Below are 13299 nucleotides of genomic sequence, written 5' to 3'. Positions count from 1 at the left end.
TTATTTTGCACCTTCCAATAATTGTACGAAATCTTCAACTTTTAATGATGCGCCACCTACTAATGCACCATCAATATCTGATTGAGCCATATATTCTTTAATATTATTTGGTTTAACACTACCACCATATTGAATACGTGTTGCTTCAGCAACATCTTGGCTTGATAAGTCAGCTAATGTTTTACGTACGTGCGCGCACATTTCATTAGCATCTTCTGAAGTAGAAGATTTACCAGTGCCGATTGCCCAAATTGGTTCATAAGCAATAACTACTTCTTTAAGTTGATCTTCAGATAAGCCTTCAACAGCTTTTTTAACTTGATTACCTACTACTTCATTTGCTTTACCTGCTTCACGTTCTTCATCTGATTCACCAACACAAATAATTGGTGTCATACCATGATTAAAGATTGCGTGAGCCTTTTTATTTACTTCTTCATCAGTTTCGTGGAAATAATCACGACGTTCTGAGTGACCAATCACGACATATTTAACACCTAAGTCAGCTAAAGCTACAGGTGATGTTTCACCAGTGTATGCGCCACTGTCTTCGAAGTATGCGTTTTGAGCACCGATTTTTAATCCTTGTGCTTTACCTTCTTTAACAGCAGTTACTAAAGCATCTAATTGGATTGTTGGTGCACAAATTACTGATTCTACTTCTTTAGGATCAGGTAATGTTGGTAATTCATTTATGAAATCTTTAGCTTCTTGAACTGTTTTATTCATTTTCCAGTTTCCGGCTATAATTGGTGTTCTCATTCATTACACTCCTTAATAATTTAGTGTTAAATTTAAAAATTTGTAAGATAATAAATTTTAATGATGACATATGAGTCAGATAAAGAAAGCATATATAAGCTTTCATTCATCCTTTTCCCATATCATTAAATTTAAAAACTTACGCCTTAACCAAGCGAGGTTCATTCAATTATTTATCGTTAATTGCTTTAATACCTGGTAATTCTTTTCCTTCTAAATATTCTAATGATGCACCGCCACCAGTAGAAATATGAGTAAAGTCATCTTCGAAACCTAGTGAGATAGCTGCTGCTGCAGAATCACCGCCACCGATAATAGTAGTAGCATCTTTTAAGTTAGCGATTGATTCACATACACCGATAGTACCTTTTGCAAAGTTACTAAATTCAAATACACCCATAGGTCCATTCCATACTACTGTATGTGCACCTTGTAATTCTTTATTAAATAGTTCAACAGTTTTAGGACCTATATCCATTGCTTCTTGATCAGCTGGGATATCATCAATTGAAACTTCAGTGATTTTCGCGTCATTAGAGAATTCTTTAGCTACCTTACAATCTACTGGTAAGACAATTTGATCGCCATTGTTTTCTAATAAATCTTTAGCGAAGTCAATTTTGTCTTCTTCTAATAACGAAAGACCAATTTCTTTACCTTGCGCTTTCATAAATGTATAAGCCATACCGCCACCAATTAAAATTTTATCAGCGATATTAACTAAGTTTTTGATGACATTAATTTTATCTGAAACTTTGGCACCACCTAGGATAGCTACAACTGGTTTGTGTGGGTCGTTAACAACTCCACCAATAAATTTAATTTCTTTTTCCATTAAATAACCAGCTGCTGTTTCTAAATGAGTAGAAATACCTACGTTAGATGCGTGTTCACGGTGAGCTGTACCAAATGCATCGTTAACGAATACATCACCTAATGATGCCCAATATTTGCCTAATTCAGGATCATTTTTAGATTCTTTCTTACCATCAATATCTTCAAAACGAGTATTCTCAACTAATAATACATCGCCTTCATTTAAATTTTTGATAGCAGTTTCAAGTTTTTCTCCACGTGTTTCAGGTACGAAAGTAACTTCCTTACCTAATTTTTTAGATAAATCATCTGCTACAGGTTTTAAAGATAAACCTTCTTTATCACTTTCTTCTTTCACTTTACCTAAGTGAGAGAATAATACTAATTTACCACCTTGTTCAATAATGTATTTAATAGTTGGCAACGCTTGAACAATGCGGTTATCATTAGTGATTTCTCCATCTTTCAACGGAACATTAAAGTCTGCACGTTCGAGAACTACTTTACCTTTTAAATCTAAATCTGAAACGATTTTTTTAGCCATTATTAATTTCCTCCTTTAAATAGGAAAACTTTATATAAAAATAAGCGGAGAAGCGTTTGTGCTCCCCGCTTACTCATAAGCTTATATATCTAATTAAACAGTACAGAGCACTAATCAAATTATGAACGTTTGAGAGAGTTACTCTCTCGACATGTGTACTTTAAATAACTTGAATTACGTGCTTATACACTATGCTTCAATTATTTAGAAAGTTCAGCTAAGTGAGCTAATGTACGAACTAATTGAGAAGTATAAGACATTTCATTGTCGTACCAAGCTGCAACTTTAACTAATTGGCGGTCACCAACAGTCATTACACGAGTTTGAGTAGCATCGAATAATGAACCGTAAGTCATACCTACAACGTCAGAAGATACGATTTCATCTTCAGTGTAACCAAATGATTCGTCAGAAGCTTGTTTCATTGCTTCATTTACTTGATCAGCTGTTACATCTTGTTTATCTAATACTACAGTTAATTCAGTTAATGAACCTGTAGCAACTGGAACACGTTGAGCTCCACCGTCTAATTTACCGTCGATTTCTGGAATAACTTTACCAATTGCTTTAGCAGCACCTGTAGAGTTAGGGATAATGTTTTCTGCTGCTGCACGAGCACGACGTTTGTCGCCTTTTCTGTGAGGAGCATCTTGAGTATTTTGGTCACCAGTATAAGCATGGATAGTAGTCATTAAACCTTCAACTAAACCAAACTCATCATTTAAAACTTTTGCAACTGGTGCTAATGAGTTAGTAGTACATGAAGCACCTGATACAACTGTTTCAGAACCATCTAATTCATCATGGTTAGTGTTGAATACGATTGTTTTTAAATCACCAGTAGCTGGAGCAGAGATTAATACTTTTTTAGCACCTGCATCGATGTGAGCTTGTGCTTTATCTTTATCAGTGTAGAAACCAGTACATTCTAATACTACGTCGATGTCTAGGTCTCCCCAAGGTAATTTGCTTGCATCTGGTTCATCGAATGATTTAATTTCTTTACCGTTAACACGGAATCCACCATCGATAACTTCAACTTCTCCAGTGAAGCGACCTTGCATAGTGTCGTATTTTAATAAGTGAGCTAACATTTCGTCATCTGTTAAGTCGTTAACTGCTACTACTTCAAGACCTTCTACATCTTGGATTCTTCTGAATGCTAAACGACCAATTCTACCAAAACCATTAATTGCTACTTTAATTGCCATTATAATGGCCTCCTTTAAAAATGATATTTAAAAAGTATTAAACTTTTTATTACTATTGTAAAATAACTTTCGCTGCAGCTTCGTCTGTGATTAATACAGTATTGTCTGGAGCAATAGAGAGATAAGCTTTAATTGCTTCTCCTTTAGATTGTCCACCTGCTACAGCAAAGATAAAATCTTTACTCTCAAGGTCTTCTAATTGTAGCCCAATCGTTTTAACTTTATGAACCACATTGCCTTGAGCATCAAAATAATATCCAAAAGCTTCTCCAACGGCTTGATGATGTTGAAGTTTATCAATCACTTCTTTTGGTGATTGACGTCGATGCGCCATCTTCAGCGCATCACCAATACCGTGAATTGTAACATTTGCTTGTTTAATTTTATCTAACGTATGAATCACTGATGGCTCTAACATCAAAGTGTCATATGTAGATTCACTCACATTATCTGGTACATACAATGTTGTGTAGTATCCACCAGCTTGTTGAGCCATACTAGAAGAAATAGTATTTGCTTGGTAGACCATATTTTCACCTAGTCCACCTCGAGCTGGAACAAAGAAAACATTAAATGGTAGTAAATGAATAGATTCACTTACGTATGCCATCGTGGATCCTCCAGTTACAGAAACAATTGCATCTTCATATAAAATACTTTCTAGTAACTGACCAGCCTGTCTTCCTATTTCTCTTTTAACTGTTTGATTCGAATCTGAATCACCTGGAATGACATGAACATCTTTAATGTTGAACTTTTCTTTAATCGCTCTAGCCATTCTGTGGTCATCACTATAAACATTGAAGTAATCACTGAGTTGCGATAACACTTCAGTACCTTCATGAGTGATTTCCATACCGGTTGATTTAACTTTAATTAATTCTTGCTTTTTCAACATGTCTGTTTCAGATCTTAAGACCCTTTCAGTCATGTCCATGTGTTCACTTAAACTTCTTCTACCCACTGGTTGGTTTTGAGAGATAGTAGTTAAAATCGAAAAACGTCGATACATCTTGTCAACAAGGTCAGGTATGAGCTTTTGCTGAACTTTTATTAAGTCTTTCACTACTACCTTCCTCCTTATATCTTTATAAAAAGGTAATCGAGGGGCTACTCACAACCATGGGTTGACTTTTTAAGTCCCACCTGGGACAAAAATTAACCTCTTTACACTTGCAATAGTACTATTGCGTATAATAAATTGCAAGCAAATTAACTCATATTTTTATTAATAATTATTAAAGTTGATAATAAAACGTTTACATCCTTGAAGTGTTCATTATGAGCTCCAAAAGGTTTAAATTATTGTTTTATTACCTTTACGAGATAATTTTACCCAAGCTATATTAAATATAATCATCTGTTTTAAATCCTTGATTAATTCAATTATAATTAAAATTGTTGACAAAGATTTTTCATGAAGAGGGATACAAAATGACAAATGAGAATAATAAAGATTCAAACGAAAAAGTAGAAGTGATAGACCCAAGCGATATGCGCTATAAAGATGATGAATATTTTAAATCAAATCAACATACCAATGAAGATTATCAATTTGAGGATGAAAGAATGATTAAGAAAACATATTCTTATGGATGTACGCATACAGGTTGTGGATGTACTATAGGGTGTTTTTCAATCATGTTCATCTCCTTTTTATTATCTTGGTTAGTATATTGGTTATTCTAAATAATATATTAAAAGCCAACATCCTTATTAAAGGACGTTGGCTTAATTTTTTAATCTTCTTTTGAATTTTGTGAGCTATTATTAGATGAGCTTTGATTACTTTAACGTTCCTGAGTGCTACTGCTTTGATTACTAGATTGTTGAGTTTGACTCGTGTTTTTTTGAACAGATTGATTACTACTATTGCTAGTATTACTATTTGATTGCGATTGTTGTTTTCTATTATCCTGTTGAGAACTTGGTTGTTGTGAACTTGATTGTTGTGAACTAGGCTGTTGAGATGATGATTTCTCTTCTGAACTAGGTTGTTCTTGAGTTTTATTATCATTTTTACTTTCTGACTTAGACTGCTCAGTTGTCTTCTCATCTGTTTGTGCTTCTTGAGTTTGTTGTGATGAGCGTGGTTCTGCCTTTTGTTGTTTAGTTTTTTGCTTTTCTTGAGTGTTTCTTTGTTGAGTTGGTGTCTGTTGTGTCTTCTCAGATGTGCTTGGAGCTTGTTGTGTTGACTGCTTTGTTTGTTGTGTCTCTTGTGTTTGTTGTGTTTGACGCGTTTGTTGAGTCTGTTGTGTTTGTTGCGGAGCTTGTTGTGTTTTGTTTACTTTAGTATCTTTAGATTTGTCTTTGTCATTATCCTTATTTTTATCTTTGTCTTTATCTTGATCTTTATCTTTCTTGTCATCTTTCTTCTTATCATTTTGTTCAGTTTTATCACTGTTAAGACGCTCATTAGCTTTTTTAGAACTGTCTACAAAAGAGAATATTCCAAATGCTAAGCCAATTAATAAAAGTAATACTATGATGGTACTAATTATTTTTGCCAAACCACTCATTCCTTACTTACCTCTCTTTCAATTATTAGGAATTCATATATAATAAAATTTAAGTTTGTTTTTTATGCTCATTTTTACGATATTTATTGTTCAATAATTCATTTTGAAAATAAAAAACCTTCCTTATAACTATAGTTGAATGAAATATATAGTTATAATTCAACTTTATATAATGAACTAACTACTAGTTAAAAGCAATTAATTATAATTTACTAAAAACTGTATGTTTTCATTTGCCTATTTTTTATATGATAACATCATACTCATAAGTAAACACTATATTTTTAATTTCTTAATCTAAACTTAACATGAATGGTACGTGATTAAATGTATGACTTTAATAATGAGAATTCACAAAATAAAAAATCTCACAATAATTTGAAATACATGATGATTAAAAATGATAATTATGAAGACAGTAAGTCAAATCATATTGCTGGATTTATAATCACATTATTAATTATAGCCCTCATTGTAATAATTAAATGGTTACTTGGGTAATAATATATTACATCAATCTAATAGATAATAACCTTAAATTAGACTAATCAAACAATTAAAGAGACTTTAAAATCTATTGAAATCATTTTCTGTAAAAAGTGATTTATGTATTTTAAAATATAAAAAAGGACCCATACGTTGCTCGCATGGATCCACTACTAAAGGGAGTCAAAATTTACCTTCGTTAGTATATTATGGGGTATACTCATACTAATTAAGAGATGTTTAATTAATTATCGAAGGTACAATTTCATTATAACTGAAATGTTTTAATTTTAAATGCAAATTCATAAAAGTATTTGACATCTTATTGGCTAAAAAATGTATAATTTTTGAATATTAATAATCACTATCAATAAGGTAAGCGCTTTTATTTTTAAAATGAGGTGAAATGATGAAACAATACTTAATTACTGGTGGAACTGGAATGGTAGGTTCACATTTAGTAAAGGAAATTAAAAAAACGGATGCACATATTACTATTTTAACCCGACAAGATAAAACATCTAATGAATCTAAAATTACTTACGTCAATTGGTCAAAAGAAGGCTGGCAAAATGACGTTCCTGATATAGATGTAGTTATCAATTTAGCAGGTGCAACGCTCAATAAACGCTGGACTAAATCACATAAACAAGTCATGATGGTTAGTCGTATTCAGTCTACACAAGCTTTATATGAGTTATTTGAAAGCCGTACTCAAAAACCAAAAGTTTTATTTAACGCGAGTGCTATGGGATATTATCCTCCTGATTTATATTATAGTTATACAGAATTATATCAAACTTTACCTTTTGATTTTCTATCAGATATTGTTTACCAATGGGAACGTTTCGCTAATAAATTTAAAGATTTCGGAACACGAGTAGTCTTAGGAAGATTTGGACTTATTCTCTCTGATACTGGTGGAGCGTTACAAACTATGGAATTACCGTACCGTTTTTATGTCGGTGGTAAATTAGGTTCAGGTCAACAATGGTATTCTTGGATTCACATAGATGATTTAATCAGAGGTATTATATTTACTATAGATAATAAAGATGCACACGGTCCTTTCAATTTAACAGCACCAATCCCTGAAAGACAAAACTTATTTGGATATACTTTAGCTAGAGCAATGCATAAACCTCATGAAACTTGGGCGCCAAAATTAGCAATGCGTTTAGTTCTTGGAGAAATGTCAACAGTTGTTTTAGACACTCAAAAGGTTTTACCAAATAAGTTACACGCACTTGGCTTTGAGTTTAAGTTTAACAATTTAAAGAATGCGTTAGATGATTTAGTTAAAGCCTAAGAAATTACAACGTACGAAGAAGGTTTATAAAATGAAAGACAATCAATTAACTTTTATTTTGTTAATTATTGCTAGTATTTTATTAATATTGAATGGAATATTTGCATTTGATCACACAATTGCAATGATATTAATGTCATTACTCTTTACAATTGTAGGTTTAACATTATTCATTGTAGTTTTGCGATTACTTATAAAAGAAAAGAAGCACTAAGCAATAAAATGATTAAGAGACATGATTTGTGATTTAAAAACAAGTTGAACATGTTAACTCAACTTTTAATTTTCACAATATCGTTGTCTCTTTTTTTATAAGTATTGAATGTTGATTTTTTCCACCCACTCTAAGCAATTTTTTAATTGAAATATTTTTTAAGGAACCTATAACGAGAATACGCCTTGAGCTAAAACTACATAAAAAAACTGCCCACAAAGTTAGTAACTTTGTAGACAGTGTGACAGAAAATTAACTAAAAGATATTCTAGCTTTTAATTATTTACTTTCTGGCTCCATGACTTCATCGATTAAACCATATTCTTTTGCTTCTTCAGCAGTTAAGAAGTTATCACGATCAGTATCTTGTTGAATTTTCTCAATTGATTGACCTGTACGCTCAGCTAAAATACGATTTAATTTTTCACGAGTTTTTAAGATATGGTTTGCAGCAATTTCGATTTCAGTCGCTTGACCTTGTGCACCACCTAAAGGTTGGTGAATCATAACTTCAGCATTTGGTAATGCAAAACGTTTACCTTTAGCTCCTGCTGCTAATAAGAATGATCCCATAGATGCTGCCATACCAATACAAATTGTTTGAACATCTGGTTTAATATGTTGAATTGTATCGTAAATAGCAAAACCTGCTGTAACACTACCACCTGGTGAATTGATATATAAGTAGATGTCTTTTTCAGAGTCTTGAGCTTGTAAGAATAATAATTGAGATACAATTGAATTAGCTACATTATCATCAATTTGAGAACCTAACATGATAATACGGTCTTTTAATAAACGGGAATAGATATCATATGCGCGTTCACCACGATTTGTTGTTTCAATAACTGTAGGAATTAAATTCATCTATTTTTCCTCCTTTTAATAACTGTTGAATTTTATTTTACCTTAAAAGTCAAAAATGGTCAAAATTTTGAACTTACTATTTAAAAATTCAGTTTGACGCTTAACTATAAGATTTGTAAACTAGAATTATCGTTTTCATTGTACTGTTATCACTATTATTAGTACAGAAAAATGTTTCTATCCTCATTTACCCCTCGTAGTGTAATGGATAACACATGAGATTCCGGTTCTTATAATAGAGGTTCAATTCCTCTCGAGGGGGCTTTTAACTTTAAATTACACACAATTTTTTTATTTAAAACGCTGTAATGACGGCGTTCTTTTTTGTCTTGTCAATTAATAAAACACGATATAAAACGTAGTTTCATGAAATTTTACATGACCCTGCTCTTCTAAACATAAATGAGGTATTTTTGAATTTATTTCAAAAATACCTATGCTTACATTTCGATTTGTTCTCCATTACGTATTTTATCTGCAAGTTCATTAAGTTTTCTTAGTCGATGGTTCATACCCGACTTAGATATTGGCCCAGTTGAAATCATTTCACCTAATTCTTTCAATGATATCTCTTGATGTTCAACTCGTAATTTAGCTACCTCTCTCAATCGGTCTGGTAAGTTATCCAAACCAATTTCTTGATCAATAAGTTGTATGCTCTCAACTTGTCTCATGGCTGCGCTCACTGTTTTATTTAGATTCGCTGTTTCACAGTTTACTAACCGATTCACAGAATTCCTCATATCTCTAACAATGCGCACATCTTCAAATTTCAGTAACGCTTGATAACCACCTATTAAACTAAGAAAATCCGAAATTTTTTCAGCCTCTTTTAGATAAGCAATACTACCTTTTTTACGTTCAAGATGCTTTGCATTTAATTCATAACTATTCATTAATTTAGTCAAACCTTCTGAGTGACTTTCATATTGCGAGAAGATTTCGAGATGATAAGAAGATGTTTCAGGATTATTTACTGAGCCACCAGCAAGAAAGGCTCCTCTTAAATAACTTCGTCTCATTTCGTCATCTTTAATCATGTCAGGATCAATTTCATGGGTAAAGATGCCCTCTTTAAGTATTCCAAGATCATTTAAGATTTCTTTCGCTAACATTTTTGTACGACAAATATAGATGTTGTTCTTTTTTAGTTTCATCTTTTTTCGAACCAATATTTCAACTTCTACATTAAAAATTCGTTTAATAAGAGAGTATATTCGTCGTGCTGTCGTTGCATTTTCAGTCTGTACGTTAATTACAAATTGTTGATTAGATAAACTAAGTGCGCCATTCATACGAATTAATGCACTGAGCTCTGCTTTAGCATTTGCTTCATCAACTTCAATACGTGTTAATTCATTTTTCATGTCTGATGCAAAGCTCATAGAATACTCATTCCTTCCTAAATCAACTCTATTTTGATCTATGTATGGTCGACATAGAGATTACATTACACTACTTTGATAAAACACACGTAAGCTATCATATCATAACAAATATTGCACTAACACTATTTATGTTTATCATTAGGGTTAAACTGAATTGTGCTTGTTAATTCTAGTGCAAGCTCATAAATCATACCTGATAAAATTTTAGTATTATGGCGTACGAAGTGTTCGTCAGAAATTTCAATTAAATTTGAAGCTGTTAAAACTCTTATACCTTTGTTTTTTAGCTCTTCTTTATGAACTTCTACTGGTTTTGAATTTTTTTCTTCATATTTACGTAAAACGTCTTTGCTATAATTTTCATTACTGCATATCACAAAGTCGATAAAATCTTCACCGACTTGTTGGCAAATTGCATCTATATGTTCTTTAACACCGTAATTATCTGTTTCTCCTGGTTGAGTCATTACGTTAGAAACATAAAGTTTTGGTGCATTAGAGCGAAGTAATGCTTCAGAAATCCCTTTAACACATAAATTAGAGATAACACTTGTATATAACGAACCAGGCCCAAGAACGATTAAATCTGCATGTTCTAGAGCCTCAACCGCTTCTTCCATAGGTTCAACATCCCCGGGTTCTAAAAAGACGCGATCTATTTTTTTATTTGTTTTAGGTATGTTGGTTTCTCCACGAACAATTTCTCCGTCTTCCATGACCGCATTCAATTGAACACTTGTGTTTGTTGATGGTATAACTTGCCCTTTGATATTGAGAACTTTACTAAGTTCTTTTATCGCATGACCGAAATCATTAGTTATACTTGTCATCCCTGCAATAACCAAATTCCCTATTGAGTGGCCGTCGACTTTATTTTCATCAAAACGGTATTGAAAAAGTTGAGTTAACGTTGATTCTGAATCACTAAGCGCTGCGATAACATTACGTATATCACCTGGAGCAGGTATATCCATAACATCTCTAATCTTCCCTGTGCTTCCGCCGTTATCAGCGACAGTAACAATAGCAGTAATATCTATAGGGAATTCTCTTAATCCTCTTGCTAGAACAGATAAGCCTGTTCCTCCTCCGATAAGTACTACTTTCATTTGTTTCATTTTTTCTCTCCACTTTCAATATGAGCATCTCTGTGATGCACATAGACATTGTAATCAAAAACCTCATCAAGATATTCGCCTAAACGTTTTGCTAAAGCAACTGATCGGTGTTGACCGCCTGTACATCCTATAGCAATAACAAGCTGTGACTTTCCTTCTTTTTTATAACCTGGAATCATATACTTTAAGAGGTCTGTTAATTTATCAAAGAAAATCTCAGTTTCTTTCCATTTCATTACATAGTTATAAACCAGATCATCAAGACCAGTCAGCGGGCGTAGTTCTTCTACATAGTATGGATTTGGTAAAAATCTTACATCGAATACTAAATCAGCATCCATTTGAATCCCATGTTTGAAACCAAAACTGGTAACATTAATCGTAAACGTTTCAAAATTATCATCTAAATAAAATTTAGCGATCCGATGCTTTAATTCCTTAGGTTTTAATAGCGTCGTATCGATAACAAAGTTTGCAATGCTTCTAATTTCAGAAAGATGTTCTCTCTCCTCATTAATTGCTTCAATAAGAGAACGTTGTCCATTTTCATTCAATGGATGTGCTCTTCTTGATTCTTTATAACGAGAAATAAGTTTTTCTGTTTTAGCCTCTAAAAACATGACGTCTACGATAACATCATTACGACTTTTAATGATATCAATTTCTTTAATTAAAGATTTAAATAACTCCTTCCCTCTTAAATCAATGGCAATTGCCACCTTTTGTAAAGAAGGATTTCCTTGTTCCATGAGTTCTACAAATTTGGGTAATAAAACTGGTGGTAAATTATCTACGCAGAAGAACCCCATATCTTCAAGACTTTGTATCACTAGTGATTTACCCGCTCCTGACATGCCTGTAACAACTAATAATTCACTTTTAACAATTTCATTTTCGCTATTTTTCACTTTTTAAAGTCACCACCATTTAAGTTCTTCGCTCTTACTTCATATAATTAAATTAATCTTATCATACTAGTATATCTAAAGGAATCTTCTTTATTAATCAAAAAAGCTAGAACGATTGATAGCGACTACTTGTCGACATCAATGTCCTAGCTACATGTGATTGTGTAGATTAAGCTTCTAATTTATCTTTAAGCTCTGTGATATAATCTGCTGCACTTTGAGCTGCAATACTACCGTCTCCCGTTGCAGTTACAATTTGACGTAATCCTTTATCACGAACATCACCAGCTGCAAAGATTCCAGGGACATTCGTACTCATATCAGCTTTAGTGACAATATATCCTGTTTCATTTGTGATTCCTAAATTAGTAAATGGTGCTGTTAAAGGTTTCATTCCAATGTAAATGAAAACTCCATCAGCATCGTACGTTTCTTCCGAACCATCTTTAGTAGATTCTAAAGTTACTGATCCTACTTTGCCATCTTTTTCGTTGATTGTTTTTAAAGTATGACTCCAAATGAAATCAACTTTTTCATTTTTGAAAGCACGTTCTTGTAAAATATTCTGCGCACGTAATTCATCTCTTCTATGAACGATTGTTACTTTATCAGCGAATTTAGTTAAGAATGTTCCTTCTTCAACTGCTGAGTCGCCACCACCAATAACAAATAATCGTTTATTTTTAAAGAAGGCACCATCACACACAGCACAGTAACTTACACCACGTCCACCAAGTTCTTGTTCCCCAGGCACACCAATTTTTTTATATTCTGCACCAGTTGAGATAATCACTGCATGAGCCGTAATTTCTTTATTACCTAAGTTAATTACTTTGTAGTCACCTTTATCTTCTACAGATTTAATATCTCCATATTGATACTCTGCTCCAAATTTTTTCGCGTGTTCAAACATTTTCGTAGATAAATCTGGACCCGTAATCATTTCAAATCCTGGAAAGTTCTCTACCTCTTCAGTGTTGGCCATTTGACCACCTGGCATACCACGTTCAATCATAACTGTTTTTAAATTTGCACGAGATGCATAAACTGCTGCTGTCATACCGGCAGGACCTGCGCCGATAATGGCTACGTCAAAATCTACTTCAGTCATTTTTTAATGCCTCCTAGTTATTAATCATTATCGCATTATATACTAT

General features: G+C 32.8%; 13 protein-coding genes and 1 tRNA gene. 4 read left to right on the top strand and 10 right to left on the bottom strand.

All coding sequences use genetic code 11. The annotated features are described in order from the left end of the window. The 4 genes from tpiA to CM54_RS01280 all read right to left on the bottom strand — a co-directional run bounded on the left by tpiA (position 1) and on the right by CM54_RS01280 (position 4399). Positions 1-762: a triose-phosphate isomerase gene (gene tpiA / locus CM54_RS01295; protein WP_023350645.1), complete on the bottom strand. Its 762-nt coding sequence runs from the start codon at positions 760-762 to the stop codon at positions 1-3. 169 nt (positions 763-931) lie between these two features. Continuing rightward, positions 932-2122 carry a phosphoglycerate kinase gene (locus tag CM54_RS01290; RefSeq protein WP_002433372.1) on the bottom strand — a complete coding sequence of 397 codons (1191 nt, stop codon included), beginning with the start codon at positions 2120-2122 and terminating at the stop codon, positions 932-934. 200 nt (positions 2123-2322) lie between these two features. Beyond that, positions 2323-3333, bottom strand: a complete 1011-nt coding sequence (gap, locus tag CM54_RS01285; protein WP_002432992.1) for a type I glyceraldehyde-3-phosphate dehydrogenase — start codon at positions 3331-3333, stop codon at positions 2323-2325. Between the two features lie 52 nt (positions 3334-3385). Next, positions 3386-4399, bottom strand: coding sequence for a sugar-binding transcriptional regulator (locus CM54_RS01280; RefSeq protein WP_002433152.1), 1014 nt, complete (start codon positions 4397-4399; stop codon positions 3386-3388). A gap of 368 nt (positions 4400-4767) precedes the next feature. Here CM54_RS01280 and CM54_RS01275 point away from each other — a divergent pair, with 368 nt between their 5' ends. Then, positions 4768-5022 carry a hypothetical protein gene (locus CM54_RS01275; RefSeq protein ID WP_030061184.1) on the top strand — a complete coding sequence of 85 codons (255 nt, stop codon included), beginning with the start codon at positions 4768-4770 and terminating at the stop codon, positions 5020-5022. 101 nt (positions 5023-5123) lie between these two features. Here the strand turns inward: CM54_RS01275 and CM54_RS01270 are convergent, their stop codons facing one another. Beyond that, positions 5124-5852: a DUF4887 domain-containing protein gene (locus tag CM54_RS01270; RefSeq protein ID WP_051600343.1), complete on the bottom strand. Its 729-nt coding sequence runs from the start codon at positions 5850-5852 to the stop codon at positions 5124-5126. Between the two features lie 895 nt (positions 5853-6747). Between CM54_RS01270 and CM54_RS01265 the strand changes: the two genes are divergently transcribed. Continuing rightward, on the top strand, positions 6748-7647 hold the full coding sequence (locus tag CM54_RS01265) for a TIGR01777 family oxidoreductase (RefSeq protein ID WP_002433368.1): 900 nt from the start codon (positions 6748-6750) through the stop codon (positions 7645-7647). 31 nt (positions 7648-7678) lie between these two features. Further along, positions 7679-7861, top strand: a complete 183-nt coding sequence (locus CM54_RS01260) for a hypothetical protein (RefSeq protein ID WP_037548413.1) — start codon at positions 7679-7681, stop codon at positions 7859-7861. 279 nt (positions 7862-8140) lie between these two features. On the opposite strand, the gene clpP is transcribed toward CM54_RS01260, so the two are convergent. Next, positions 8141-8728 carry an ATP-dependent Clp endopeptidase proteolytic subunit ClpP gene (clpP, locus tag CM54_RS01255; protein WP_002433484.1) on the bottom strand — a complete coding sequence of 196 codons (588 nt, stop codon included), beginning with the start codon at positions 8726-8728 and terminating at the stop codon, positions 8141-8143. Between the two features lie 190 nt (positions 8729-8918). Here clpP and CM54_RS01250 point away from each other — a divergent pair. Next, positions 8919-8990, top strand: a tRNA-Arg gene (locus tag CM54_RS01250). Positions 8991-9168: 178 nt separating this feature from the next. On the opposite strand, the gene whiA is transcribed toward CM54_RS01250, so the two are convergent. The 4 genes from whiA to trxB form a co-directional block, all read right to left on the bottom strand. Beyond that, entirely contained in the window at positions 9169-10113 is a 945-nt protein-coding gene (whiA, locus tag CM54_RS01245; RefSeq protein WP_002433095.1) for a DNA-binding protein WhiA, read from the bottom strand. A gap of 125 nt (positions 10114-10238) precedes the next feature. Further along, positions 10239-11234, bottom strand: a complete 996-nt coding sequence (locus tag CM54_RS01240; RefSeq protein WP_037548411.1) for a gluconeogenesis factor YvcK family protein — start codon at positions 11232-11234, stop codon at positions 10239-10241. Further along, a complete protein-coding gene (rapZ, locus tag CM54_RS01235; protein WP_002432991.1) occupies positions 11231-12142 on the bottom strand; it encodes an RNase adapter RapZ in 912 nt (303 codons plus the stop codon). The genes CM54_RS01240 and rapZ overlap by 4 nt, the downstream gene beginning before the upstream one ends. A gap of 169 nt (positions 12143-12311) precedes the next feature. Continuing rightward, complete coding sequence (gene trxB, locus CM54_RS01230) at positions 12312-13253, bottom strand: thioredoxin-disulfide reductase (protein ID WP_023350649.1); 942 nt, start codon at positions 13251-13253, stop codon at positions 12312-12314. Positions 13254-13299 lie beyond the last annotated feature (46 nt).

Origin of the sequence: Staphylococcus sp. TE8 (assembly GCF_000692055.1) — a bacterium.
Lineage (GTDB): Bacteria > Bacillota > Bacilli > Staphylococcales > Staphylococcaceae > Staphylococcus > Staphylococcus capitis.
The sequence above is the reverse complement of the archived record's forward strand: the minus strand, read 5'-3'. Positions and strand labels throughout refer to the sequence as shown.